Source organism: Bacillus sp. ISL-47, from assembly GCF_018613175.1.
Classification (GTDB): Bacteria; Bacillota; Bacilli; order Bacillales; family Cytobacillaceae; genus Cytobacillus.
In genome coordinates this window covers 19887-42664 of the sequence record NZ_JAGGQS010000067.1, presented here as the reverse complement: position 1 = coordinate 42664, position 22778 = coordinate 19887, and the positions used below count along the sequence as shown (strand labels likewise).

22 protein-coding genes, 1 pseudogene and 1 riboswitch are annotated in these 22778 nt (G+C 40.8%); of the genes and pseudogenes, 10 read left to right on the top strand and 13 right to left on the bottom strand.

Annotation, left to right across the window (positions count from 1 at the left end):
• Nucleotides 1–4 precede the first annotated feature (4 nt).
• The 3 genes from gntK to gnd all read right to left on the bottom strand — a co-directional run bounded on the left by gntK (nt 5) and on the right by gnd (nt 4041).
• Nucleotides 5–1549 carry a gluconokinase gene (gene gntK / locus J7I93_RS21425; RefSeq protein ID WP_214728339.1) on the bottom strand — a complete coding sequence of 515 codons (1545 nt, stop codon included), beginning with the start codon at nt 1547–1549 and terminating at the stop codon, nt 5–7.
• A gap of 128 nt (nt 1550–1677) precedes the next feature.
• Nucleotides 1678–3021 carry a GntP family permease gene (locus tag J7I93_RS21420; protein ID WP_214728338.1) on the bottom strand — a complete coding sequence of 448 codons (1344 nt, stop codon included), beginning with the start codon at nt 3019–3021 and terminating at the stop codon, nt 1678–1680.
• Nucleotides 3022–3144: 123 nt separating this feature from the next.
• On the bottom strand, nt 3145–4041 hold the full coding sequence (gene gnd / locus J7I93_RS21415; RefSeq protein ID WP_214728336.1) for a phosphogluconate dehydrogenase (NAD(+)-dependent, decarboxylating): 897 nt from the start codon (nt 4039–4041) through the stop codon (nt 3145–3147).
• 240 nt (nt 4042–4281) lie between these two features.
• On the opposite strand from gnd, the gene J7I93_RS21410 reads away from it, so the two are divergent.
• Entirely contained in the window at nt 4282–5136 is an 855-nt protein-coding gene (locus tag J7I93_RS21410; protein WP_214728334.1) for a MurR/RpiR family transcriptional regulator, read from the top strand.
• 28 nt (nt 5137–5164) lie between these two features.
• On the opposite strand, the gene J7I93_RS21405 is transcribed toward J7I93_RS21410, so the two are convergent.
• Entirely contained in the window at nt 5165–5809 is a 645-nt protein-coding gene (locus J7I93_RS21405) for an HAD family hydrolase (RefSeq protein ID WP_214728332.1), read from the bottom strand.
• A 387-nt stretch (nt 5810–6196) separates the two neighbouring features.
• Nucleotides 6197–6328: pseudogene (locus J7I93_RS25645) on the bottom strand (hypothetical protein); the annotation flags it as partial.
• 247 nt (nt 6329–6575) lie between these two features.
• Between J7I93_RS25645 and J7I93_RS21400 the strand changes: the two are divergent.
• Nucleotides 6576–7877, top strand: a complete 1302-nt coding sequence (locus tag J7I93_RS21400) for an NCS2 family permease (RefSeq protein WP_214728330.1) — start codon at nt 6576–6578, stop codon at nt 7875–7877.
• Between the two features lie 136 nt (nt 7878–8013).
• Nucleotides 8014–8589: a YitT family protein gene (locus tag J7I93_RS21395; protein WP_214728460.1), complete on the top strand. Its 576-nt coding sequence runs from the start codon at nt 8014–8016 to the stop codon at nt 8587–8589.
• Nucleotides 8590–8629: 40 nt separating this feature from the next.
• On the opposite strand, the gene J7I93_RS21390 is transcribed toward J7I93_RS21395, so the two are convergent.
• Nucleotides 8630–10018, bottom strand: coding sequence for an L-cystine transporter (locus J7I93_RS21390; protein ID WP_214728328.1), 1389 nt, complete (start codon nt 10016–10018; stop codon nt 8630–8632).
• A gap of 410 nt (nt 10019–10428) precedes the next feature.
• Between J7I93_RS21390 and J7I93_RS21385 the strand changes: the two genes are divergently transcribed.
• Nucleotides 10429–11673 carry an ATP-binding protein gene (locus J7I93_RS21385; RefSeq protein WP_214728326.1) on the top strand — a complete coding sequence of 415 codons (1245 nt, stop codon included), beginning with the start codon at nt 10429–10431 and terminating at the stop codon, nt 11671–11673.
• 56 nt (nt 11674–11729) lie between these two features.
• Here J7I93_RS21385 and J7I93_RS21380 read toward each other — a convergent pair whose 3' ends face one another.
• Together J7I93_RS21380 and proC are read right to left on the bottom strand one after the other, a co-directional pair.
• Nucleotides 11730–12251, bottom strand: coding sequence for a GNAT family N-acetyltransferase (locus J7I93_RS21380; protein WP_214728324.1), 522 nt, complete (start codon nt 12249–12251; stop codon nt 11730–11732).
• Between the two features lie 13 nt (nt 12252–12264).
• Nucleotides 12265–13080, bottom strand: coding sequence for a pyrroline-5-carboxylate reductase (proC, locus tag J7I93_RS21375; protein ID WP_214728322.1), 816 nt, complete (start codon nt 13078–13080; stop codon nt 12265–12267).
• A 251-nt stretch (nt 13081–13331) separates the two neighbouring features.
• On the opposite strand from proC, the gene J7I93_RS21370 reads away from it, so the two are divergent.
• Nucleotides 13332–13958 (top strand): DNA-3-methyladenine glycosylase, encoded by a 627-nt coding sequence (locus J7I93_RS21370; protein WP_214728320.1) that lies wholly within the window; start codon nt 13332–13334, stop codon nt 13956–13958.
• A gap of 114 nt (nt 13959–14072) precedes the next feature.
• Nucleotides 14073–14798: a DUF421 domain-containing protein gene (locus J7I93_RS21365; protein ID WP_214728318.1), complete on the top strand. Its 726-nt coding sequence runs from the start codon at nt 14073–14075 to the stop codon at nt 14796–14798.
• A gap of 21 nt (nt 14799–14819) precedes the next feature.
• Here J7I93_RS21365 and J7I93_RS21360 read toward each other — a convergent pair whose 3' ends face one another.
• The gene (locus J7I93_RS21360) at nt 14820–15968 is read right to left on the bottom strand and encodes a cation:proton antiporter (protein WP_214728316.1); all 1149 of its coding nucleotides are present in this window, start codon (nt 15966–15968) and stop codon (nt 14820–14822) included.
• Between the two features lie 212 nt (nt 15969–16180).
• Between J7I93_RS21360 and J7I93_RS21355 the strand changes: the two genes are divergently transcribed.
• Together J7I93_RS21355 and J7I93_RS21350 are read left to right on the top strand one after the other, a co-directional pair.
• The gene (locus J7I93_RS21355; RefSeq protein ID WP_214728314.1) at nt 16181–16711 is read left to right on the top strand and encodes a CBO0543 family protein; all 531 of its coding nucleotides are present in this window, start codon (nt 16181–16183) and stop codon (nt 16709–16711) included.
• Nucleotides 16712–16868: 157 nt separating this feature from the next.
• Nucleotides 16869–17063, top strand: coding sequence for a hypothetical protein (locus tag J7I93_RS21350; RefSeq protein ID WP_214728312.1), 195 nt, complete (start codon nt 16869–16871; stop codon nt 17061–17063).
• An 82-nt stretch (nt 17064–17145) separates the two neighbouring features.
• Here the strand turns inward: J7I93_RS21350 and J7I93_RS21345 are convergent, their stop codons facing one another.
• On the bottom strand, nt 17146–18360 hold the full coding sequence (locus J7I93_RS21345) for a homoserine dehydrogenase (RefSeq protein WP_214728310.1): 1215 nt from the start codon (nt 18358–18360) through the stop codon (nt 17146–17148).
• 106 nt (nt 18361–18466) lie between these two features.
• A riboswitch (SAM riboswitch) is annotated at nt 18467–18571 on the bottom strand.
• A 98-nt stretch (nt 18572–18669) separates the two neighbouring features.
• Complete coding sequence (locus tag J7I93_RS21340; RefSeq protein ID WP_214728459.1) at nt 18670–19302, bottom strand: NUDIX hydrolase; 633 nt, start codon at nt 19300–19302, stop codon at nt 18670–18672.
• A 294-nt stretch (nt 19303–19596) separates the two neighbouring features.
• Between J7I93_RS21340 and J7I93_RS21335 the strand changes: the two genes are divergently transcribed.
• On the top strand, nt 19597–20436 hold the full coding sequence (locus tag J7I93_RS21335; protein ID WP_214728308.1) for a YsnF/AvaK domain-containing protein: 840 nt from the start codon (nt 19597–19599) through the stop codon (nt 20434–20436).
• A 222-nt stretch (nt 20437–20658) separates the two neighbouring features.
• On the opposite strand, the gene yhbH is transcribed toward J7I93_RS21335, so the two are convergent.
• Both yhbH and J7I93_RS21325 read right to left on the bottom strand, forming a co-directional pair.
• Nucleotides 20659–21831 carry a sporulation protein YhbH gene (gene yhbH, locus J7I93_RS21330; protein WP_214728306.1) on the bottom strand — a complete coding sequence of 391 codons (1173 nt, stop codon included), beginning with the start codon at nt 21829–21831 and terminating at the stop codon, nt 20659–20661.
• A 333-nt stretch (nt 21832–22164) separates the two neighbouring features.
• Complete coding sequence (locus J7I93_RS21325) at nt 22165–22350, bottom strand: hypothetical protein (protein WP_214728304.1); 186 nt, start codon at nt 22348–22350, stop codon at nt 22165–22167.
• A gap of 114 nt (nt 22351–22464) precedes the next feature.
• Between J7I93_RS21325 and J7I93_RS21320 the strand changes: the two genes are divergently transcribed.
• Entirely contained in the window at nt 22465–22602 is a 138-nt protein-coding gene (locus J7I93_RS21320; protein ID WP_214728302.1) for a hypothetical protein, read from the top strand.
• Nucleotides 22603–22778 lie beyond the last annotated feature (176 nt).

The window sequence follows — 22778 nt, the reverse complement described above, 5'->3', positions numbered from 1 at the left end:
TCTTTTATCCCAGATATTTTGTTTGAAAATCAGCTATGCTTTTATATTCGTTTTCAAAGAGACGGGATAACCGGATATAAATCGGCATAAGCTCCCGATATACTTTCGCACTCTCTTCTTTTGGCTGATGGCTATAGGTTGCACCAACCATTTCTGAGACTACATTCAGGTCATCAACCACACCTAAAGCGTATAACCCAAGAATTGCTGCTCCCAAGCATGAGCTTTCATAACTTTCCGGAACCACAACTTCCTGATTGAAAATATCCGCCATCATCTGGCGCCACAGCTCTGACCTCGCAAATCCGCCCGTTGCCTGGATCCTCCTTGGTTCACCTGTAAGCTCCTCCAAAGCAAGCAAAACGGTATACAAATTATAAATAACTCCTTCAAGAACAGAGCGAATCATGTGCTCTTTTTTATGGTGAAGGCTTAGACCGAAGAAAGATCCTCTTGCATTTGCATTCCATAAAGGTGCACGCTCTCCGGTCATATACGGATGGAATATTAGACCATCAGAACCTGGTGCAACACCTGATGCTATTTTTGTAAGGACATCATAAGGATCGATCCCAAGCCGCTTTGCTGTTTCTACTTCTGAAGCGGCAAACTCATCTCGGACCCAGCGGAAAAGCATGCCGCCGTTATTTACAGGTCCGCCAATAACCCAGTGTTTTTCAGTAAGGGCATAACAGAAAATCCTGCCTTTCGGATCGGTTACCGGCTTATCAGTCACAGCACGAATCGCACCGCTTGTTCCAATCGTAACTGCAACAACTCCTGGGTCAATTGCATTAACACCCAAGTTGGAAAGAACACCATCACTGGCACCTGCAATAAAAGGCGTATTCTTATCCAGCCCCAAGAGCCTGCTGTATTCTTCCTTCATTCCTTTTACAGAAAAAGTAGTGGGAACAGGCTTTGAAAGTTTTTCATTTGATATTCCTGCAACTTCCAAAGCTCCTTCGTCCCAATCAAGTTTTTCTAAGTTGAACATTCCGGTTGCTGAAGCAATTGAATAATCAACAATATACTCTCCAAACAACTTGTAAAAAACATACTCTTTAATGGAAATAAATTTATAAGCACGCTGGAAAAGATCCTGCTGTTCATTCTTCAGCCATACCAGCTTTGAGAGTGGCGACATTGGATGAATCGGAGTACCGGTCCTTAAGTATATTTCATGGCCATTCATTTCCTGCTTAATCTTGTCTGCCCATTTTGCACTGCGGTTATCAGCCCAAGTGATGCTATTAGTCAATGGCTGTCCTTCTGAGTCAACAGCAATAACACTGTGCATTGCTGAGCTGAAGGACACGCAAGTAACTTCCTCCGGGCTGACTTTAGCCTCCTTCATGCATCCTTTAATAGTTCCAAGGACAGCCTGAAAAATCTCATCTGGTTCCTGTTCCGCCGTGGAAGGATTAGGTGTATGTAAGGGATAACCGATTGTAAACTTTCCAAGGACCTGCCCTTTATGATCAAACAAAACCGATTTTGTGCTTGTTGTACCTATATCAGTACCTATTACGTATTTAGTCGCAGCCATGATGAATAATCTCCTTTCATAAAGAAAAGCTAGACAACTGTTAATTTTAGCAGCAATTTCCCTATTATTATAATAGAAGAAGGAAGCAGCTCTATATTAAGTCGCTCCTTCCTTCTTAACATTATATTTTAGGCAATAAAGAAGCCAAGTATAAATACTGTCGCAAAACCGACTACAGCAATTAATGATTCCATTACAGTCCATGATTTCAGCGTATCTTTTACGTCAAGGCCAAAGTAACGGTTGACAAGCCAGAAGCCTGAGTCATTAACGTGAGAGAAAATCGTTGCACCAGCAGCAATTGAAATAACAATTAGTCCAAGTACTGGTCCTTCGAGTCCCATCGTTTCAATCAGCGGTGCAATCAGGCCAGCAGCTGTAACCATCGCTACTGTCGCTGAACCTTGTGCAACACGAACGAAAGTGGCAATTAAAAATGCCAGTAAGATTGGAGGCAGCGCAGAAGCAGCCATCATATCTCCCAATACCTGTCCAACACCTGAATCAATTAAAACCTGTTTGAACACACCGCCGGCACCTGTCACAAGAATAATGATACCAGCTGGCTCTAAAGACTTTGTTGCAATATCTTGTACTTCCTGGCGAGTATAGCCTCGTTTTGTTCCAAGGCTATAGAACGCCAATAATGTAGCAATTGTCAAAGCAACAAAAGGATGTCCCATAAATGTAAAGAACGATCTTAGCGCATTGCCTTCCTCCAATAGAACGCCAGATACTGTGTTTACTAGAATAAGAACAAGCGGAATAAAGATGATGCTCGCAATAAGTCCAAAGCTTGGAAGCTCTTTATCATACTCTTTTTCTTCAATTTGCATGTATTCAGGCACAGTTACATGAATTTTTTTCGCGATATACCTTCCAAATAAAGGACCGGCAATAATCATAGAAGGAATACCGGCTATAACACCAAATAAGATAACCCAGCCAAGATCTGCACCAATTAAATCAGCAACCGCAATCGGTCCTGGAGTCGGCGGGATGAAGCTATGCGTGACAGCCAAACCGGCCAAAAGAGGAATACCATAGTAAAGCAATGACTTACCTGTTTTCTTTGCCAGTCCATAAACAATCGGAACAAGAATAATGAAACCAACATCAAAGAAAACTGGGATTGCTACGATAAAACCTGTAATACCTAGCGCCCATTGTGCCTTGTCCTCACCGAATTTCTTAATCATTGTCTGTGCAAGTCTTTCAGCACCGCCAGAAACTTCTAGCATTCGGCCAAACATGGCACCAAGACCCACGACAACTGCTACGAAACCAAGCGTACCGCCCATTCCATTTTGTACAGACTGTATAACATCACCAAGCGGCATTCCTGCAGCAATACCAACTAGCAAACTCACAAGCAGCAAAGCTACAAAAGCATGAAGCTTTGTTTTCATAACTAGGAACAATAGCGTAAAGATACCAGCCATCGCTACTAAAATCAACATTGAGCCTGACATTTTATTTCCCCCTTAGATAGTTAAAGCGTTTTCATTTTGTGCAATAATAGAGTTTGAAGCTTTTATTTAGCGGAGTCCTGGAAAACCAGCCTCTTTCAGGCGGCTCTCCCAGTCCCCTTAGAATTATTTTTTTTCTACTGCATGCCCGCCAAATTCATTTCTTAGGGCAGCTACTACCTTACCTGAGAAAGTGTCTTCTTCCAGTGAGCGGTAGCGCATCATTAGGGACATCGCAATAACCGGAGCAGCTGTTTGCAGATCCAGCGCAGTTTCAACTGTCCATTTCCCTTCACCGGATGAATGCATAACGCCTTTTAAGCCATCAAGCTTTGCATCCTTTGAAAAAGCATTCTCTGTTAATTCCATTAACCATGAGCGAATGACAGAACCATTATTCCAGACTTTGGCGACTTTTTCATAATCATAATCAAACGGACTCTTCTCAAGGATTTCAAAACCTTCAGCAATGGCCTGCATCATACCATACTCGATTCCGTTATGTACCATTTTTAGAAAATGGCCGCTTCCAGCTCTTCCAGCATATAAATAACCATTTTCAATGGTAATATCCTTAAAGATCGGCTCAATCGTTTTGAATACTTCTGCATCTCCGCCAATCATGGTGCAGGCACCATTGCGTGCGCCTTCCATGCCGCCGCTTGTTCCGCAATCAAAGAAGTAAATTCCTTTTGCCTGCAGCATTTCCGCCCGGCGCAATGTTTCCTTATAATTGGAGTTTCCACCGTCAATCAGGATATCTCCCTCTTCAAGCAGTGCAGATGTCTCCTCAATGACTGCCTCTGTTATATTGCCTGCAGGTACCATCAGCCATAAGACACGCGGCTTAGAAAGGCTGCTTACCAATTCACTGACTGATGAAACTCCCTGAATACCTTCAGCGGAAATCTTTTCGCTTAAACTGCTGTCTTTATCAAAAGCTACTACTTCATGCCCATGATCCTTTAAATTTAGGGATAAGTTGTAACCCATTTTTCCAAGACCAATCATTCCTACTTGCATAAAAGCCTCCTGGATGAAGAAAATTTTTTTCATTTGTGATTTCATTATACAAAATATTTTTCTATTTGCAATCGTTTTCAAAAAAATATTTTTCTTTTATAATAGAATTAGAGTTTAGAAAGCGCTTTACTGAATTATCAGCACTAATCGATCAGTACATTCTTTTTAAACGCTATATTAATGACTGATCTTTACTAACGAAAATTATTTCATAAAAATTTATTCTAGGGAGCTGCCCATATGGTTCATGACAATCTGTATTGTTTTGCCCGAATTAAAACTCATTATGCAAAATTCAGCGATAAAGAAAAAAAGATTGCTGATTATATACTCGAACACCCTGAAAAAATAGTGCACAGCTCGATCAACCAGCTTGCAGATGATCTTGGCATTGCTGACTCAACAGTGTTTCGTTTTTGCAAGCGAATTGGATTTAAAGGCTATCAAGCTCTTAAAATAGCACTGGCATCGGAAATTGTAACGCCAATCAAAGACATCCATGAAACCATTAATGAGAATGATGAGGTGCTGACTGTTTCTGAGAAGGTGTTCCGCTCCAATATTAAAACCCTTGAAGATACCCTGCAGATCCTTGGCGGTGGAGCTTTTGAAGAGGCAGTAGAAATGTTATTGAATGCCAATAAAGTGGAATTTTTCGGGAGCGGCGGCTCAAGCATCATAGCCATGGATGCTTACCACAAATTTATCAGGACCGGAATTACCGTGTTGGCGAACAGCGATTCCCATATGCAATTAATGTCCGCCTCGCAGCTAGATGCGGATGATGTTGCTGTCTTTATTTCCCACTCCGGAACAACAAAGGATGTCATCCAGGTGCTAAATGTCGCCAAGGAAAATAAAGTGAAGACTATCGCCATAACGAACTTTGCTAAATCACCGCTCAGTCAAAAGGTGGATATCTCGCTTTATACAGTGGCTGAGGAAACAGATTACCGCTCGGAAGCTCTTTCTTCCCGGATTGCCCAGCTAAGCATCATTGATGCCCTTTATGTAAATGTCATGATGGCAAGAAAGGAAGAAGGAAAAAAAGCACTCCACAAAATGCGGAATGCCATTTCTGTTAAGAGGATATAATACAGCAGGGGGTCTTTCCCCTGCCCTGTTATTTTATCAGCTCTTCAAAAGACGTTTCTGAAAAAGTTTTATATCTCAGTACCTTTTCATGAAAAGCAAGAAAAGCCGTGACATCATTCGGCACTGCTACACAGGACATTCCCGCCTTTATGGCAGCGATCGATCCATTGGCCGAATCTTCAATAGCAATTGCTTCTTCAGGCTTTACACCCATTTCCTCAAGTGCCTTTATGTACAAGGCAGGATCCGGTTTTACCTTTTCGACATCCTCTTTTGTTTTGATAACCGGAAAATAACTTTCAATCCCAAACTCCTTAAGGAAATGAAGTACCCACTCTCTGCCTGAACTAGATGCGACTCCCAGCTGAAGACCTCTTTCGGCAAACTTTTCTATAAGCTCCTGAACCCCTTCTCTTAAAGTCAGTATCTCTCTCTGACTTTGAAAGACTTTTTCGGTTTTCTCCTGTACCGAATTGCGGTCGATGGAAATTCCATGCATGCTGTCAAGATAATCAAAAAGGATATCATCTGTGGTGCCAATGCACTTCGCAAACTCCTCCAGCTTGAGATCAAATCCATAGTCCTCAGACAGAACAGCTTTAAACACCTCAAACCACAAAGACTCTGTATCTACGATCGTACCGTCAAAATCAAATATTACTGCTTTAATCATTCTATCACTCCGTCTGGATTTAGTTTACTAAGATTAGACGCTGATTTCCTTTTAAAGTTTCCTTTAGTAGCAAAAGAGCCGAGAAACATTGTCTGCTTCTCAGCACTTTATATTATATTAGGATGCTGTTGCAAAATTTGTTGTTTTTTTACAGTGAGGACAGGCTTCAGGATACTCAGCAAATCGCGTGCGGCCGGTGAGCATCCTCGCCGTGCAGCAAACGTGGGGTCTCACCTGTCCCGCTCAGGAGCGGGACAGGTGAAGCCGAGGAGCTCCCGTTTCCTCCCCGCGGGTTCGCTCCGTCCCCGCAGCGGAAATCAACGGGCTGAATTAATAAGAAAAAAAACAACAATCTATGTTAAAGCAGCCTTTAGAAAAGAGCTTTTTTTAAAGAATCCTCTTTGTTAGCTTTCTAATAAGTTCAGGCAAAATGTTAAATGTATATGGCTTATAAACCCGTTCAGTCCACTTATGTCCTGCTTTCCCGTAGACACCAAGATTGATTACAGGAATATTTAAATATTTAGGTGAATTTCCAGTTCATTTCTATGAGCCAAGAGGCCGTAGTGGGAAGATATGGCGCTCTATAGGAAGATATACCTTATAGCTGCTGAGGAATGAATAAAGCTCATTAAATAAATAATAGTTATTAAGCACTTGAAATACAGAACAAAAACGAATATTATATAAGTTGTGCTTTTTAACGTTCGTGTTTCTGACATGCGATACATGTAAAAAAGAAGTTTTACTTTATGGAGGACTTTATATGTTCAAATTAAAAGAAAATCAAACAAATGTGAAGACCGAGGTTCTCGCTGGGATCACAACCTTTTTAACAATGGTTTATATAGTCGTTGTAAATCCTGTTATTTTATCTGATGCCGGTGTTCCATTTGAACAAGTATTTTCAGCGACCATTATTGCGACCGTTGTCGGTACTCTTTGGATGGCTTTATTTGCAAACTATCCAATTGCCATTGCACCAGGAATGGGCCTGAATGCTTACTTTGCCTACTCAGTAGTTGGCACGCATGGGAATATTGATTATATGACAGCTTTTTCTGCTGTATTTATTGCGGGTATTATTTTTATTATCTTATCACTCACTCCTTTCCGGGAGAAATTAATAATCGCCATCCCGGATAATTTAAAGCACGGAATTACAGCCGGAATTGGATTATTTATAGCCTTTATCGGTTTGCGTCTAACCGGGCTGATTACAAGCCATCCAACTAATCTTGTGGCGCTTGGCGACCTGCATTCTCCCCAAGCCATTCTCGCTTTGGTCGGACTTGCTGCTACATTGATATTAATGACTCTCGGCATTAATGGGGCTCTGTTTTTTGGAATGATCATTACTGGTGTGGTTGCGTATTTTACCGGGCATCTTTCTTTTGATCAGGGCTTTGTATCACTCCCAACTCTTCCGGATGGAATCATTATTTTAAATCCTTTTGAAGCCATAGGGGATGTCATCCAGCATAGTTTGTATGCAGTTGTTTTCTCATTCCTCCTTGTAACTATTTTTGATACGACAGGGACGATGATTGGAGTTGCCCAACAGGCAGGTTTAATGAAAGGTAAAACAATGCCTAGAGCACGTGAAGCATTGTTATCGGACTCCATTGCTACTTCTGTTGGCGCCATGTTTGGTACGAGCCCGACTTCTGCTTATATTGAATCCTCTACAGGTGTTTCTGCCGGCGGAAGAACCGGATTAACTACTTTGACTGTAGCAGGCTTATTCCTTCTTTCAGCTTTCTTTGGCCCTTTAGTCGGTTCGGTATCTGGACTTGCAGCTATCACGGCACCTGCCCTGATTATCGTTGGAAGCCTGATGATGGGAAGCATCTCGCACATCCGCTGGAATGAACTTGACGAAGCATTCCCAGCATTCCTTATTATTTTAAGCATGCCGCTGACATCAAGCATCGCTACAGGAATTGCGCTTGGATTTATCGCCTATCCGCTAATGAAAGTAGTAAAAGGAAAATGGCGTGAAGTTCACCCGCTTGTGTATTTATTCGCCGTGTTATTCTTTTACCAGCTTGCGTTTTTGCCTCATTAATTCATGCACTCAATATTTTAAAAAGCTTGTCCATTTGGATAAGCTTTTTTAGTATTTAAAACACTCCGCACTTCTATTTTGCCAGCATCGCCTCATAGTCTAATAATAAAGATAGGACAAGTTAGGGTGATGGCTTATTTTCGAAAAGCTGATTGCGATTTTATTAGGAAGTTTTTTATTGGGCATTGGCATTAATGGGTTCCTGGTGCCACATCATTTGCTCGATGGCGGCATTATTGGCATAGGGCTGATTCTCCATTACTATTACGAGCTGCCCACAGGTTTGAGTATGATTGTTTTAAGCATTCCCTTATATGTTCTTGCTTGGTTTTACGAGAAAAAATATTTTTATTATAGTCTTCACGGCCTCCTCATTTCATCGCTTACCATTGATCTTCTTTCGTATTTGCGGGGACGCTTTGATCTCGCTGTACTTCCAAGCGCTATTATAGGAGGATGCCTGGTTGGTTTCGGAATTGGGCTTATGCTCCGCTATGAAACCAGCACCGGGGGAACGGATTTACTAGCCCAGCTGATGACAAAGCTTATTCCTATCAACATTGGAGCATTAATTTTCGCGATAGACGGACTAGTCATTTTAAGCGGATTAAAAATTGTCGGAATGGAAAAATTCCTTTATTCCTTTATCACTATTATGTTCGTAGGGGCCATGACATCTTTAACGGTCATTAAAAAATCCGAACCGCTTTAAAAGAAAAAACGACAGGTACCAGGTACCTGTCGTTTTTTCTTTATGCTTCCGCTTCTATTTTATTATTCATATCGCTATAAATATTTCCGTCGATTTCACCGGTAATTCGGCTGGTAAGGATTCCAGATGTCATCGATCCGCTTACGTTTACGGCTGTACGGCCCATGTCGATTAACGGTTCAATCGAGATCAGTAAACCGGCAAGTGCTATGGGAAGGTCTAATGCAGACAATACAAGAATTGCTGCGAATGTTGCACCGCCGCCGACACCTGCCACACCAAAGGAGCTAATGGCTACGATGAGAATGACAGTGAAAATAAATCCTGGTGACAGTGGATTAATTCCAACCGTTGGCGCAATCATAACAGCCAGCATAGCCGGATAAATACCCGCACATCCATTTTGTCCGATGGAAAGTCCGAATGAACCTGCAAAATTGGCAATCCCTTCAGGAACACCCAAAGATTTTTGGGTTTTAATATTTAAAGGCAATGCACCTGCGCTTGTTCTTGAAGTAAAGGCGAAGGTTAATACCGGAAACGCCTTTTTCATATAAGTTATAGGGTTCAAGCCACTCATAGTCAAAAGCAGCAAGTGAATCAGGAACATGATTCCAAGCGCAACATAAGAGGCGACAACAAATTTCCCCAAATTCAAAATAGAGTCAAAGTCACTCATTGCGACTGTTTTAGTCATAATCGCCAGAACACCATACGGAGTTAAGCGCAAAATTATTGTAACCACACGCATGATGATGGCATAGAAAGCATCTACGATTTTTGCGAAAAGCTCAGCTTGCTCCGGTGCTTTCCTTCTGGCACCTACATACGCAATTCCTAAAAAGGCTGCAAAGATGACCACAGAAATCGTGGATGTTGGACGTGCTCCTGTAAAATCAAGAAATGGGTTGGCAGGAAGTAAATCAAGCATTTGCTGCGGGAAGGTTCTTCCTTCAATACCCTGAAATTTTTCTTCAAGCTGTTCTCCGCGGGCTGTCTCAGCATCGCCTCCGCTTATTTGGACTGCCTCCAAATCGAACCCAACAGCTGTTGCAATCCCGACAGCAGCAGCAACTGCTGTTGTACCCACCAGCAACCCAAGAATAAGCACACTGATTTTCCCGATATTATTCGTTAATTTAAGTTTCGTAAAAGCTGCCAGAATTGAAATGAAAACAAGCGGCATAACAATCATCTGCAGGAATTTAACATAACCTCCGCCGACTAAATTAAACCAGTCAGCCGAATTTGCAATAATTTCTGATCCTGCACCATAGATTAGCTGAAGTGCAAAACCAAACAAAATTCCTAATCCCAATGCAGTAAACACCCGCTTTGAAAACGAAATATGCTTTTTTTGCATATAAAATAAGCCGGATATAAGCAATAGCATAATAGCAATATTTAAAACCAAAAGACCTGTAGTCATTGGATATGATCCCCCTAAAAAGTTATTATTTTTATAATGACTAACTATAATACATGTATTCCTATGCGTCAAGTCGGATTAAAAGGTATTTTTTTCTTCATTTGCTGGTCTTTTAATTATATTCTGTTGGAAAGGAGAAGGTTCTTTTATTTTGGCTGTTTTCGCAAACTAATTTTTTATTCACAAATCTATTTAAAAGCAACAACCTTTTCGAATAGACCCTTTATTTTTAATATCCCGGGACTTTTCTTCCATCTCTTCTCACTAATTAACTAAAAATTAAATGTATAGATGAAACATTGTCGAAATTTGTCTATGATTGTGAATAGTCGATTCGCTGCAATTCCGATAAAATAGGTACAAAGCTACGGCAAATGTACAATTCCTATCGAAAAGGAAGGGTTATTACAATGAAGGATTTACTGCTTAACCTCCTTCTTTTATTTATGGTTTTATTATTTTTCCAGCTTATTGTAGTAGACAGGCTGAACTCATTGTTTGTTAAATATCAAAAAATACTAATTTTTATATTGGTTTCCGTCGCGGCAATATTATGTATGCTATTCTCTATAAATATAGGCGGACAATTTATTTTTGATCTTAGATTAATTCCTGTGCTTCTTGGCGGATTGTACGGCGGGCCTAAGCTTAGTTTATTATTGTTTATTCTCGTTATGGGCGTGCGGCTGCCCTTTGGCGGTATAGGTATTGTTAATACAATCATAATCATGGCTATGGTTACATTTGCTGCATTTATGCTGTCTAAGCGCTACCGAAAGCTTATGCTGGCGGAAAAACTAATAATGGTGACATCTTTGTCTGCTGTTTTTTCAGTGATTTCTCTTCTAATCCCGGAAGTTGTCTTAAACTTTAAGATTGATATATCCTTTATGCTGCTCTTTTTTATTACTCAAACAATCGGTACGCTTATGATTGCATACACCGCCGAACTGATTATTGAAAACTACCATTTGGATACGGCTTTAATGAAAAATGAAAAAATGGAGGTGGTCTCCCAGCTTGCCGCAAGTATCAGCCACGAAGTCAGGAACCCCATGACAGTAACCCGCGGTTTTTTGCAGCTTTTAAAGGACCCTGCTATCGATGAAGCTAAACGTGCTTACTACCTGGAAACAGCTTTAGAGGAGCTGGACCGGGCAGAGAGTATAATTAGCGATTACTTAACATTTGCCAAACCCCATCTAAACGAAATGGTGAAGCTGTCTGTACAAGTAGAGGTTCGGAAGGCTATTGATTTAATCACTCCATACGCCAATCATTATTCAGTAGAAGTGATTGAAAGCTTGCAGGAGCAATTATACATAAAAGGAGATTCAGCAAAATTTCAGCAATGCTTGCTCAATCTCTTAAAAAACGGCATAGAAGCAATGCCAGATGGTGGCATCTTGCATATTACCTCGAACGAAAACGAAAAGAACCTGATTCTCCAAATAGCGGATACAGGATTAGGCATGACTCCTGAACAGCTTAAGAGACTCGGTGAGCCATATTTTTCAACAAAAGAAGGAAAAGGGACAGGTCTCGGAATGATGGTAGTTTACAGAATTATTGAAAGTATGGACGGTACAATAAAAGCTGAAAGCAAAGTGAATAAAGGAACCCAATTCACCATTCGGCTTCCGCTCATGACCTAAAGAAACCCGGCATGTAAATTCATGCCGGGTTTTTGAGTCAACTGCATAGTAAAATCCTAAGAAACTTCACTAAATGCCGGGGGATATCTAACCGCTCCCTCTATACCACTTAGTGCCCCCTTTGTTAACTCGAGAGCCATGAAGACATTCTCAGGGACAGGAAATGGCGGCTTTATACCAAATTTTACAGACGGCTCAAAACCGAATCTGGGATAGAATTCCGGATGGCCTAATACGACAACATGGCCGTATCCCAGTTCTTTGCACCTTTCGAGGCCTGCATTTACTAAAGCTGAGCCAATACCCTGATTTTGAAAATCAGGCTTTACTGCCATCGGGGCGAGTCCAATAGTGTTTACAGTAGTCCCCTGTGAAGTCTCAATCATTACCTCACTAAATAAAATATGCCCTGATAGTTCCCCATCCTTCTCCGCAACTAAGGATAGTGTCGGGATAAAATGCGGGGATGTTCGTATCAGACTAACAAGCTTCCCTTCGTTTTCCTGGCCAAATGCCAAATTGTTTATCTCCAAAATCTTCTCAAATTCACTTGGTTTTTCGGGACGTATATCTAACATTCTAATCCTCTTTCTATTTCTTATTATCCGAGAGAGCCTTTGTTTTATCGTAACATTCTTCCATTGCAGATAGGACAGCAGCACGGAATCCCTTCTTCTCCAGTTTGGCTATTGCTTCAATCGTTGCCCCGCCTGGAGTGCAGACCTGGTCCTTTAATTCTGCGGGATGCTTCCCCGTTTCCAGCACCATTTTAGCAGCCCCCAAAACAGCCTGCGCGGCCAGCTGATAGGATTGTTCCCTAGGCACCCCCGCCCTTACACCCCCATCAGCCAAAGCCTCAATAAACATGTAAACATAGGCTGGCGAGGAGCCGCTGATTGCTGGAATGGCATCCATCATTTTTTCATCCATCACTTCTGCTCTTCCTATGCTTGAGAAAATTTGTATAACCACTTCAAGATCCTCTGCGGATACTAATTTATTCGCTGCAATCGCACTCATTCCTTCTCCAACCAACGATGGAGTGTTTGGCATGGAGCGGATCGCCTTTATCTTTTGGCCAAAAGCTCTTTCCAAATAGTCCAGGCTGATGCCTGCAGCAATTGTTATAATGATTGCACCCGGCTTAATACTATCCTTGATTTCTTTAATTACTTCAATATGGAGATCAGGCTTTACAGCCAGAAATAAAATATCCGCCTCAACTGCTGCATGTTTATTGGTAAGGCTTATCTCAATGCCCAGCCTATTTTTAACATCAGCGAGTGTCTCCTTTGTATTGGCAGTGGCTATAATCTGCCCTGGAATAAGCAATTTGGATTTTATAATTCCGCCAATGATAGCCTGTGCCATTTTCCCGCATCCGATAAACCCAATTTTTTTATTCATGTCATTACACATCCTGTTATGTATTTGCTTTTGCTATTATACTTCAGGCTATTTAACTTAACAAAAGTATTCACCTTACATTTGTATGATTATGAAAAAATGGCACAGGGTAATAGCATATGAAAAAGGGTGCAGCATATTAAGCTTCACTCCATTAAAAAATAGGTTCAATGAAAAGATTTCCCTTTTGCACACAAATGCTTTTTTACAGTTTCATTCTTCCAGAGAAAAACGAGTTTGGAGAGATATTCATGCCCGATAAACACCTTAAAAACCATATTCCATATACTTCACTTCCAAAAGCTTTCTTTCAGCAGCCCACACTAAAATTGGCTGAAGCTCTCTTGGGCTGCCTTTTAATAAAAGAAACAGAAGAAGGACTTACTTCAGGCTATATCGTTGAAACAGAGGCATATATGGGGCCGGAAGACCGGGCAGCACACAGCTTTGGAAACCGGAGAACAAAGCGGACTGAAATAATGTTCAGCGAGGCTGGAGTTGCCTATACATATGTCATGCATACTCACTGTTTGGTGAATGTCGTCAGTGGCCCCATTGAAAAGCCTGAAGCCATTCTAATTAGGGCAGTCCAGCCCGTTGATGGGATTGAACTTATGAAACAAAGGAGAAACATAGAAATCCCTAAGAATCTCACAAACGGACCGGGAAAATTGACGAAAGCTCTAGGAATTACCATGGGAGACTATGGCAGCAGCTTTTCCGAGCCTCCTCTTCTGATTGCAAAAGGAACCACTCCACAGGATATCTCCTGCGGAAAACGGATTGGGATCGACAACTCCGGCGAAGCTAAGGATTATCCTTGGAGATTTTGGATTACCGGCAATCCTTTCGTATCACGGCATAGAAAGAAGGGTTAATTTGCCAATGTTGAAGAACTTTTTCAATAACTTCATCATTTTTATAAAACTCCCTGAGTAAAAAAAATCTTAACCAACAATGTCTGAAAAAGAAAATTTTTAAGGGGTGCCGTGATGGATGCATTTATTGATTTAATGAAGGTCCTTGGAAGGATCTATACGATTTTGCCGTTATTATTAGCTGTCACATTAATTATGGGAAAAAGATCCATAGGTGAACTGCCGGTCTTTGATTTTTTAGTTATCCTTACCCTGGGATCTGTTGTTGGCGCCGACATAGCAGAACCAAAGGTTAATCACCTCTTCACCATGTTCGCAGTTATTGGCATTGCCTCACTGCAAATGCTTGTTTCCTATTTGAAGATTAAAAATAGAAAGTTTGGGAAATTGGTCACATTTGAGCCAACTATCGTCATTTACAAAGGGCAGTTTCTCGTCAAGAATATGGAAACCATAAAATATTCGATTGATAATGTGCTGCGGATGCTGCGTGAGAAAAATGTGTTTAATATAAAAGATGTTGACTTTGCCATGGTTGAGCCCAATGGGGAGCTCACTGTCAAATTACTGCCGCAAAAAGAAACAGCCCGGGTAGAGCATTTCTCTTCTCCTATTAGAGAAAGCAGCTGGGAGCTCCCCATCATTGTAGACGGTATTCTTTATAGAAATGTCATGCGGCGGGAAAACATTAGCGAAGAGTGGCTTAAGCGGGAATTATTAAAAAAGCAGATTAAAAATCTTGAGGATGTATTTTATGCTGCTGTAAATAAGAAAAAAGAACTTCATATTTCATTGAAAGATGATAAAAATAAACCGGAAGAGCCGCTCCTATTCCATTAGAAAGGAGCGGCTCTTCCGGTTTTATGCTTGTTTCTCCTGTTTTTTACTCAGCCATTTCTGAATACGGGGGGCCAGTTGAAACAGCAGCATGCCGATTAAAGCAGCAATTAAGATATAAGCACCAGCAAATACCTTTAGTCCTCCTGTTGCCAATCCTGCAATAATAACAGAGAATTCCCCCCTTGAGGCCATTGAAAATCCCGACTTGAGGGAATCCGTTTTAGATAGTCCATACCATTGTCCTCCGAAATAACCAACAGCCAGCTTATGGATGATTGACCATAAGACGATCACACCCAGGAGTCCAATTGAGGGTATATCTTCTTTAAACTCAAGTGAAAGACCAAAGTTAAGGAAGAAGAATGGGAGAAAGAGGTTCCTGACTGGAAAAACGACTTCTTCCACTTTGACCTTTACGACCGTTCCGGCAAGCATGATTCCAGCTAGAAAAGCGCCAATTACCTCTGAAAGCCCAAGGAATACAGCGAATCCTCCATAAGTAATCGCTACTCCCAATACTAAAATTAAAAACGAATCTTCATTCGCAACCTTTTTCATCCAATGCTGGGCTTTATGAAGAACAATTCTGCTCATCCATATAGCAATTCCGGCTAAGAGGGCTACTTTAAGAAAGATTAAAAGAAAATCTACAAATGAAAAGCTTTCTCCGCTTAATCCAATTAAAACTGTCACCAGGATAGGCGCAATTAGATCCTCAAAAATTAAAAGGGAAAGTATATATTCGGAATCCTTATTGTCAAGGCGACCTTTGCTTTCCAGCAGCTTAACCGTAATAGAGGAGCTTGTAGCATATACAATTCCTCCGATTAACAGCGATACAAATAAGTTTTGGCCAGCAATATAGGCAATTGCTGTTGTCACACCCACACCAAGCAGGACATCCAAAAGACCTGGTTTCCAAACTTTATTCCCATTTTTTCTTAATTCACGAACAGAGAATTTCATTCCAAGCAGGAAGAATAGCAGGATTAGACCTATCTCTCCAGCAACCTCAATTACCTTTGTATCCTGGAAATATCCGAAAAAGCCGATTCCGGCTCCTAAAATAATATAAATAACAATATCAGGTATCCTTAGGATTTTTATCCCGATCAGAGCAGTTATAAATAGGACAAGAAATATTAGCCCTATGGCAAGAGGCATATTCATGTGCAGTATATCATCCTTTTTGTAAGCTATATTTATGAACTATCCATACCCCTTTCCTCGCAAATTCATTCCTGTAAGTTAGGACCAATTTCGGATTAAGGGAAAATCACTGAAAAAAACAAACTAAAGTCCTATTTTATTTTTTTTAAAACTTATTTCACTTGGATAATATAGGAATAACAGGTTTGTGTACTGGTAAGGGGATGAATCGATTGAATGCGCTCTATGCTTTTGTATGGTTTTTTGCTTTATGGAAATGGGGAGACTGGAGAAACTGGAGAAATTATTATCCCACCCTGCTTTTCTTCATCTTGGGGGACTTTCTTTATTTATATTTGTTATCTGACCACTATCCAATGTGGAGATATAATCCACAGGGATTTGATGAGCAAGTCCACCTGACCAACACTCATGTCACTTTTTCCATCATGGCCGTTAAATACCCAGCCACCATTCTCATTTTTTTATACAGATTCCCCAAAAACCGCAGCTTATTTAAGAAGATCCTTTACATTGCAGGCTGGGTTCTCCTCTATACTGTTAATGAAATCATTGACATTAAATTAAACCTGATTAAATACTCTAATGGATGGAGCTTAAAGTGGTCTATCTTTTTTAACACAACCATGTTTACCATTCTTATAGTTCACCACAAACGGCCCGTAGCAGCCTGGATCCTGTCCATCCTGTTTATCATCTTCTTATGGAACCAGTTTAATGTGCCATCATCTGTCTTCCGTTAAAGAAAATTCGACAGGTACCTGGTACCTAAAGGAATTTGTCGATAAAAAACCAGGCTTTTTTACTGGACTTTTTTCATTTGAGCGTTTATTTTACTATAAAAAGGCAATATTCTTTGTATGAATGATTATTAATAAAATGGAATGGGATGGTGTTACGATGGCAGATAAGAAGAACGTGAAAGTTGCTGATAAGGATTTAAATATTGGTACGAATGTGTCATTAAACGGCCTGGTAACAGCTGTTTTTGATAATATGGTCCATGTCCAGATTGGCGCCAAGATAGTGACGGTTCATGTGAAGGATCTATACTCCGGACTAAATCAGTCTTTATTGAAAAATCAGCAGGCATAACATCCACCATCTCTATAAGCATAATGCAGGAGGGGCAGCCCATAAGCTGCTCCTCCTGTTTTTTTTTTATAGACTTCACTTCTTATACTGGCTGCAATTCTGCCAGTATTTCCACAAAGCCATGATCTCCAAGTATTTGGTAAGCAACTACAGTGTTATCCTCCAATGAGGCTACAGCTGCCTCTGAGGCCTTTACAATCACCGCATCCGCTGAAACTCTTCCAAGGATATCAAAGTCTTCAGGCAATTCTGCTTTGTCCGCTCCACCGAACAATGCCCAAATAGGCAAGCCCGCATCTATTCCTTCAGCATTAAATTCTTCAAAGACAGCTGGGAAATCATTTGTACCAAGATGAATCAAGTCCTCTATGATGGCACTCGCTGTTGGAAACATTCCCGCTCCAGGCCCTTGGAGGCTTATATTCCCCACAATATCTGCATCAATTGAAACCGCGTTTTGTACCCCTTCAACCCTGTACAACGGATGGGACTCTCCAACCAATACGGGCTTCACTGTACATTGGACTGCACTTTTTTCCTTCTCAAGAGAAGCCACATGCTTAAACCTTAAGCCCAGGGAAGAAGCAATATTAATTTGCTCAATTGAAATATCGGTAATGCCTATCCTTGTTGATTTCTCCCACTCCGGCGCCTTCCCGAATACAAGTTCACTCAGGACGACGGCTTTATAAAAAGCATCGTATCCTTCGATGTCGTTTTCAGGGTCTGCTTCTGCGTACCCTTTTTCCTGGGCGATTTTTAACGCGGCTTCAAATGAAAGCTTTTCTTCGCGCATACTTGTTAGAATAAAATTGGAGGTGCCATTTAGGATGCCTTCAATCCTCTCAATTTTATTTGCATTAAGCAGCTGCTTGAGAGTCTGGATAATGGGAATCCCGCCTCCTACCGTTGCTTCAAAGCCCAATGAAACATTATGCTCTTTTGCCAGCACTTTTAATTCACTTCCATGATGCGCAAACATTTCTTTATTTGCTGTTATCACATGGCAGCCTCTTGTAATAGCCTGACGTAAATATGTATAGCCCGGCTCCTTCCCAACAATCGCATCAATCACTACATCAAGCTTTGGAAGATCAATTATTTTTTGAAAATCATCAGTTAGAAGTACGTCCTTTTCAGGTAAAGCATGCTTATCTACATTCTTTACAAGAATGGCAGTGACTTTCACTTCTTTTCCAAGTATTGCTTTAAGCCGTCCCTGATGTTTGTTTATTGTTTCATAAACACCTTTTCCTACTGTGCCAAACCCCAAAAGTCCTACTGATATCGCTGACATAATTGCATTCCCCCTGCTTTAATAATGTGCCTTTATCAACATAAAAAACCCCTTCTGCCCATAACAGACAAGAAGGGGTTTGAATTAACGTACCATTCATTCCGCCTTCTCATCTTCGGAAATTAAATTTCCTCTGAATTTGGCACCGGGCATATATATGCTGGTTGCCGAGGCTTCATAGGGTCAGTCCCTCCGCCTCTCTTGATAAGAAGTTTTTAAGTATTTAAATTAATAAAATAAATCATAAACATTTAAATGAGCCGCGTCAACCACTTTTTTAAAAATAGTTTTCATAAAACGCTTTCATTTTTAATTATTCTCACTAGGGGTTTCGTAAATGATTTCAAGGAAATGCTTAAGAATCCTTGCTGTGAGTCCCCAAATAACTTTGTCCTCAAAATAGTAAAATACCTCTTCCATCTTCCTTGTTTGCCAATTATAATTCTCGCCTCCAACGATTAAGTCGAAAGGAAAATTCTCTTCAGGCTCTACCTTAAAATTCACGTGGTAAGTTTCCGGCTTTACTTCCTTGAGAAACGAAAGCGGTACAGTAAAGATCTCCTCCACTTCCGCAGGATTAGGCACAATTTGACTGGGGTTTTTAATAATGCCTGCATAAGGATAGATGATTTGCCCAAGAGAAATCATGTAATCTAACGGAGAAACATCTGTGATGCTACCTTCGCCAATACCCAGTTCCTCTGATGTCTCACGGATAGCAGTATGTTCTTCATCCCTGTCGCCAGGATCAATTCTTCCTCCCGGAAAACATACCTCACCAGGCTGCCTCCTCATTTTAAGCGAACGCACTTCAAACAGAACATGAATTTCATCATTCATTTCAACCAGCGGAAGCAAAATGGCAAATTTCGAAAACCGCTCACTCCCTAATATAACAGGGGTTCGGACTTTCAGCTTTTTAGCCAGCTTCTCAATCTCCATATATCCACCTCCAGCAGCAAGTTCCAGATAATAGAGTGATATCACTATCATACTGTATTCACCTAGATTTATTAATTCATACGGCTTGTACCTGTTAAATATTCGGGATTCGTTTATATTTTACTTGCATGGAAAAATAGTTTCATGCAGGAAACCATGCCTGCTCAGGCTCTCGCTTAGCCGCCTAAATTAATATTTTTCGTATCGTCCTTGCTCCCTAATCTATTAATAGAGTTTCCCGAGACGCTCTTCCGGGAAAGTAAGAAAAAAACAAGACTATAGGAGTGAGAAAATATGAAGAAAAATATATTAATCGGCGGTTATGATACACAGCATGAGCTCAAAGATGCAATTGAAAGAGCAGAGTCCAACGGGTACCAAAAAGAAAACCTGGTTATTGTTTCAAAAGATGGAGCAAATCTTGATAGCTTTGCAGACAATTATGGTGTAAACCTAAAAATTGTCGGATCCCAGGAACTGGGCAACCAGCGCTTCCTTGACTCCGTAAAAGCGCTATTTATGGGTGAAGACCCCGCAACGAGTTCAGGAATAGATCCTGATAAAAAAGACGGAACAAGATTTGATGAGCATGACCTGGATGAGTATGCCAGCATGGTTTTCGATGGAAAGTATGTCTTAATCGTCGACCACTATGGCACATACCCTTCTGCCCAGAATGAAAGTCAGGTGCAGACAGAGGAACGAGCTGAAGCCTACCGGGAAAGTGCCTCGGCCCGTGAAGAGGTGCTCAAGGTAAAAGAAGAACAACTGGATATTAAAAAACTGGCCGAAAAGTCAGGTGATGTGGAGGTTACCAAAAAAGTTGTCGAGGAACAGCAAAACGTTGATGTTCCTGTCTCGCATGAAGAAGCTTTTATTAAGCGGCGTAAACCGGCAAACTCAACTGCAGACACCCAAACACTCATAGATGAAGAAGAAACCATCCGTGTGCCGCTGAAAGAAGAAATTCTCCATGTAGAAAAAAAACCAGTGGTGACGGAAGAGATCGTGATTGGGAAAAGAAAGGTCCAGGATACTGAGACCATCACCGAAAAAGTAAAGCATGAAGAAGTAGATATTAAGGCCAATGCTGAATTGGACACAGATGGCCGATTAAACAAAGACAAGCTGTAAATAGTTTTTCACCCTAATATATTACGAATAATGGATATATTCGTCGAACCAGGGGGTGGCAAAATGACGGAAATTAAATAGCATTCTCGTGCTGGTATAGCATCTGCAGGTATTTTCCGGACTAGAAGTCTTTTTCAATGCCATATGGACACATTTTTTAGGGCCTCGATTTAGGGGTCTTTTTTCTGCGAAAATAATAAAAAGAGAGGTTTCCCCCTCTTTTTACGCATACACCTTCTTTTCATCTTCCTGTTTGAAAAAGCTCTTCATAGCGTGGAATACGTCAGCTTTTTGCTTAAGGATATAATATCGAAAATCGTCATTTTTGATGTTTTTATACGCGGACATAAGGGTCGAGTGGCGGTTATACTGGTTAACCTCACCGTATCCAAACATATTGGACACTTTCATAAGGTCTTCTACAAGCTTAACACAACGGGCATTATCAGAGGTCAGGTTATCACCATCAGAGAAATGGAACGGATAAATATTATACTTTCGCGGGTTATATTTTGTATCAATAAGTTCAAGCGCTTTTCGGTACGCAGATGAGCAAATCGTTCCACCGCTTTCCCCCTTGGAGAAGAAATCCTCCTCTGAGACCACCTTTGCTTCCGTATGGTGGGCAATAAACTCTATTTCTACCGTCTCATACTTGGTTCTCAGGAATCGGGTCATCCAGAAGAAAAAGCTTCTGGCCATATACTTTTCCCATATCCCCATACTTCCGCTCGTATCCATCATAGCAAGAACAACTGCTTTTGAGTCGGGCTTTACAATTTCATTCCAGGTTTTGAACTTCAGATCTTCCTTATAAATGGGGTGGAATGCAGCCTTCCCGGTCATCGCATTTCTTTTGAATGCCGACATCATCGTTCGTTTTTTATCAATATTGCCCATAAGACCTGTTTTCCGTATATCGTTAAATTCAATGTTTTCCACCAGGTTTTCATCCTGTTCTTTTTTCTTTAAATTAGGCAATTCCAGCTGTTTAAAAAGTGCTTCTTCAATTTCCATTAATGAAACTTCCGCTTCGAAATAATCCTCGCCTGCCTGGTCGCCTGCTCCCTGCCCTTTTCCGGGTCCTTTTTGGCTGCCGGAACCATCGCGTGCCACTACATCTCCAATCTGGCTATCTCCATCGCCTTGGCCGACATGTTTATTTTTATCATAGTTATAACGGATTTTGTATTCGTCCAATGACCGAATTGGTATTTTTACTACTTCCCGTCCATTCGACATTACAATGTTCTCTTCCGTTATTAAATCAGGCAAATTGTTGCGGATTGCTTCTTGAACTTTATCCTGATGACGCTGCTGGTCATCATGGCCTTTGCGATGGAGGGACCAATCTTCTTGGGAAATCACAAACTGATGGTTATTGACATTCGTCATTTAAACCCCTCCTTTAATAATTTAATTTTTTCACACATTCCAGCCTTCCAACATACAATATCGCGAGTGTCAAAAAAGATACATCATCCCTAAATCTGCAGTCTGCCTGCTATCCATAGACTCATTTCCCTGCCATTCTGGCAGCATCCAAAACCCTTTTAGGCTCCAGCAAAAGAAATGTTTATTACTCTATCTTATGCAAGAAGACAAAATAATTTACAAATAATTTTGACAATAAGACATTAGTAACCTCTTTTGGACAAGCCCTTTTTATAAATGGGTTAGTGCCTTTAGTGGGTTCTATGTATTTTACAATAAGAAAACCTCCGCTTTTTAGCGGAGGTCTTTATCTTTCTTTTTATTTTGTATAGGGTCTGGGTATTTATCATAATCTTCCTTTAATTCTTTATTGGTGCGCAGGTTTTCCATCTGATTGCCCAAATTTTTCATCTCTTCAACATTCTCTGCCATTGAGCTGTTTCTCGGTGTATAATCTTTGTCCAATTCTTTCTTCTTCATGAATATCACCTCTGGTGATTATATTCCCCACATCAGGCTTGTTTAAACTTTTCCTTTGCTGCCTCTCATAAAAACAGCCAAGCCAAAATATGATTTTACCAAAGGGGGGATTTTATGAGTGAATTCCTTTGCTGTGATTGGTTCGGTGAATTGTCCCTATATGACCGGGCTGCTTATATTGAAAACAAGCCAGTTTGTCCCGAATGTCAGGTGAAACGAGACACTTCCATAGTAAAAGCTGAAGAAGAATGATCATGAGGCGCTGCAGCCTCTTTTTTATTTGGGTTTTTGAAGAAAAAGTCGGTCTTTTGGCAGCTTTTACAGCAGTTTTCCAAGTTGAACTGCTTTTTCATCTGAATTAGGACTTCTTTTGGCCGTTATGACACTCGTTTATACACTCAATCGAACTGTCAATAATACTTATTTGC